The organism is Mesorhizobium sp. M7A.F.Ca.US.006.04.2.1, assembly GCF_004022915.1.
Classification (GTDB): domain Bacteria; phylum Pseudomonadota; class Alphaproteobacteria; order Rhizobiales; family Rhizobiaceae; genus Mesorhizobium; species Mesorhizobium ciceri.
This window is the reverse complement of the sequence record NZ_RZQA01000692.1, coordinates 1-3,567: the sequence shown is the minus strand read 5'-3', so window position 1 is coordinate 3,567 and position 3,567 is coordinate 1. Positions and strand designations below refer to the sequence as shown.

At 65.3% G+C, this 3,567-nt stretch carries 4 protein-coding genes; 2 read left to right on the top strand and 2 right to left on the bottom strand.

Going from position 1 to position 3,567, the window contains the following annotated elements:
- Positions 1–282, bottom strand: a 282-nt coding sequence (locus EN925_RS28185; RefSeq protein ID WP_128337083.1) for an MFS transporter, incomplete at its 3' end; no start/stop codon positions are given.
- A 121-nt stretch (positions 283–403) separates the two neighbouring features.
- Here EN925_RS28185 and EN925_RS28180 point away from each other — a divergent pair.
- A complete protein-coding gene (locus EN925_RS28180) occupies positions 404–1,405 on the top strand; it encodes an ornithine cyclodeaminase family protein (protein ID WP_027160708.1) in 1,002 nt (333 codons plus the stop codon).
- A complete protein-coding gene (hutH, locus tag EN925_RS28175) occupies positions 1,402–2,883 on the top strand; it encodes a histidine ammonia-lyase (RefSeq protein ID WP_127369029.1) in 1,482 nt (493 codons plus the stop codon). Before EN925_RS28180 ends, hutH begins: the two co-directional genes overlap by 4 nt.
- Positions 2,884–2,892: 9 nt before the next feature.
- On the opposite strand, the gene EN925_RS28170 is transcribed toward hutH, so the two are convergent.
- Positions 2,893–3,567, bottom strand: a 675-nt coding sequence (locus EN925_RS28170; protein ID WP_128337082.1) for a formyltetrahydrofolate deformylase, incomplete at its 5' end; no start/stop codon positions are given.

Sequence of the window (3,567 nt, the reverse complement as noted above, 5' to 3'; positions counted from 1 at the left end):
GAACAGGACGATCGCCAGCAGGAAGATGTTGCGCGCCCCGAACCGGTCGGCGAGCCAGCCCGACAGCGGCACGAACACCGCCATGGTCAGCATGTAAACGGTGATGCCGATGCTCATCGCCACCGGCGACACGCCGAAGGAGGCGCCCATCTGCGGCAGCGATGTCGAGATGATCGTCGAATCCAGCAACTGCATGAAAAAGGCGATGGCGACGATCAACGCCACGCGCCGCGCATGGGTGGCCGTTTCGGACAAGGTTGCGATCTCGGGAATGGCAGTCATGACGGAACCGGTTTGAACAGCATCTCCCCGGCGACGTCCAGAGACGTCGCAACAAACTTTCGTGTGCCGCCATGGCCTGCTATGGAATGGATGGGGCCGTCAAGGAGAGTATACGCGTAACATGAAGCCCATCTACATCGACTACCTCAATGCCCTCGACATCGATGCCCTTGCCATGACCGATGGCGAAATCATCGCCGCCGTCGAGGCTGGCCTGGTGGCGCAAGGCAAGGGCCAGACGGTGATCGAACCGCGCGTCCATCTCGAGCCGGACCCGTCCTTCCACGGCCATTTCAACGTGTTGCGCGGCTACGTCGCGCCGCTCGACACGGCCGGCGTCAAGATCGTCGGCGACTATGTCGACAATTACCTGCATGGCCTGCCTTCCGAATTCGGCATCCTCAACCTGTTCGACCCGCGCACCGGCGCGCCGCGCGCCATCCTCGACGCCACCGTCATCACCGACATGCGAACCGGCGCCGTCACCGCCATCGGCGCCAGGCATCTGGCGCGCAGGAATTCCAAGGTGCTGGCCCATATCGGCGCGCGCGGCACCGCCTACTGGAATGTGCGCCTGCTCGACCATCTCTTCGACTTCGACGAGATTCGCGTCCATTCGCGCCGCCCGGAAAGCCGCGACGGTTTTGCCGCCGAACTCTCAGCCGATCTCGGCAAGACGGTCACAGCGGTGGCCGACTGGAAAAGCTGCATCGAGGGCGCCGACATCGTCGTCGAGGCCTCGCGGCTGCCGGAGCCGCAGCCGTTGCTGAAGACCGAATGGATCAAGCCCGGCGCGCTGGTCGTGCCCTATGGCACGATGAGCGCGGTGGAACTGTCGTTGACCGACATCATGCAGAAAATGGTCGTCGACGATTGGGGCCAGTGCAAGGGCGGCAAGTTCGGCTCGCTACGCGCCCATGTCGAGACCGGGCGGCTGAGCGAGAAGACGCTGCATGCCGAACTCGGCCAGATCGCCGCCGGCCTGAAAGTCGGGCGCGAAAGCGACGACGAAACGATCCTGTTCTGGCATCGTGGCCTGTCGCTGTCTGATATCGCGTTGGGCAAGGCGATGCTGGCCAAGGCGCAGGCGCAAGGCATCGGCCAGAGACTGCGCTTCGCATGAGCGCGCTCGTCCTCACCGGAACCGGCGTCGGCGTCGGCGATGTCGCTGCGGTCGCCCGCGATGGGCGCAAGGTGGAGATCGGACCCGATGTCATCGGCAGGCTGGAGAAGGCACGAAGAGTGCTCGACCAGGCTGCAGCGTCCGGCCAGCAGATCTATGGCTTGAACACCGGGCTCGGCGCCAATCTCGGCACTGCTGTAGAGGGCGATGCCGGAGCCTTCCAGCGCCAGTTGCTGGAGGGACGCAGCGGCGCCGTCGGCGAAGGATTGCCGGTCGATGCCGTGCGGGCAAGCATGGCCGCGCGTGCAGCGATGCTGTCGGTTGGCGGATCCGGCCTTTCGTCTTCCGTCTTCGTTGCTTTGCTCGACGCGCTCAATGCCGGCGTCCATCCCGTCATGCCCTCGCTCGGTTCGATCGGAGCCGGCGACCTGGTGCTGATGACGGCACTCGCCCGCATGCTCACCGGCGAAGGCGAAGCCGACTATCAGGGCCGTCGCATACCGGCGGCCAAGGCGCTGATGATGGCGCGCCTCGCCCCGATCAGCCTGGCGCCCAAGGACGGGCTATCGCTGATCAACGCATCGGCGGTTTCCGCCGGCAGCGGCGCACTTGCGGTGACGGATGCCCTCACTGCCCTGGCCCAGCAACAGCATGCCGGGGCTTTGACCATGGAAGGTTTTGGTGCCAACCGCACCATCCTCGACCCGCGCCTGCATATGGCGCGCCCGGCAGCCGGCCAGCAGGAAGCAGCCAAGGTGCTGCACAATCTGCTCGTCCGAGACGACGCGCCGGCACCGACCACCTTGCAGGACCCGCTGTCGATCCGCTGCATGCCGTCGGTCCATGGCGCACTGATCGAGGCGATCGGCCAGGCGAGACAGGCTGTCGAGATCGAGCTCAACGCCGCCGCCGACAACCCGCTGGTGCTGGGCGATGATGAACTGGTACTGTCGACCGGCAATTTCCACACCGCCGCACTGGCGCTCGCCTTTGAGACGCTCGGCCTGGCGATCGCCCAATGTGCCGCGGCCAGTGCCGCGCGCTTCATCCAGCTCACCGGTTCGGGCCGCAATGGCCTACCGAAATATCTGTCGCCGGTCGGCGGCGCCTCCGCCGGCTTCGTACCGCTACAGAAGACAGTGACCTCGATCCTGGCCGCCATCCGCCACAAGGCCAATCCGGTGATGCTCGACTTTCTGGCCGTGTCGGAGGGCGTCGAGGATCACGCCACGCAGACACCTCTGGCGGTTGCGAAATGCGCAGGGATGATCGCGCTGTGGCGGCGGCTGATCGCCTTCGAATTGATGGCCGCCGCGCAGGCCGTCGACCTGCGCGACGGCTTCACGCTGGCGCCGCGCACCGCCGCAATTCACACGGCAATCCGCGCTCTCGTCCCCATGCTGAAAGAGGACCGGCCGCTCGGTATCGACGCCGAAGCGCTCTACGCCGCGCTCGCCGGCGCCAGTTGGCCGGCCTGACGCGGCTTCTCAGAAGACGATGGTCTTGTGGCCGTTGAGCATGACGCGGGCTTCGAGATGCAGCTTGACGGCGCGCGCCAGTACCCGGCTTTCGATGTCGCGCCCGACAGCGACGAAATCCTCGGCGCTCATCGCATGGGTGACGCGTTCGGTCTCCTGATCGATGATCGGGCCCTCGTCGAGGTCGGAAGTGACGTAATGCGCCGTCGCACCGATCAGCTTGACGCCGCGGTCGAAAGCCTGGTGGTACGGCTTGGCGCCCTTAAAGCTCGGCAGGAACGAATGGTGGATGTTGATCGCCCGTCCGAACAGCCGGTCCGACAGACCTTTTGAAAAGACCTGCATGTAGCGCGCCAGGATGACCAGTTCGGCCCCTGTCCGCTGCACCAGGTCCAGCAGCTTCTGTTCCTGTTCGGCCTTGTTCTCCTTGGTGGTCGGCCAATGGTGGTAGGGAATGCCCTCCAGCTCGGCGAAGCGGCGGGCATCCTCGTGGTTGGAGACGACGGCTGCAACCTCCGCGTTCAGCCAGCCGACCCTGATCTGGTACAGCAGATGGAGAAGCGCGTGGTCGAACTTGGAGACCATGACGATGATCTTCGGGCGGCGTCCCTGATCGACCAGCGCGGTCTTCATGCCGAAGCGGTCGACGCTCGATTCCAGGGCCCGCGCCAGACTGTCCCCGGT

Bases quoted from the DNA above. Each gene is read 5' to 3' on its own strand.
- EN925_RS28180 (WP_027160708.1), top strand. From the start codon at position 404: ATGAAGCCCATCTACATCGACTACCTCAATGCCCTCGACATCGATGCC.
- hutH (WP_127369029.1), top strand. From the start codon at position 1,402: ATGAGCGCGCTCGTCCTCACCGGAACCGGCGTCGGCGTCGGCGATGTC.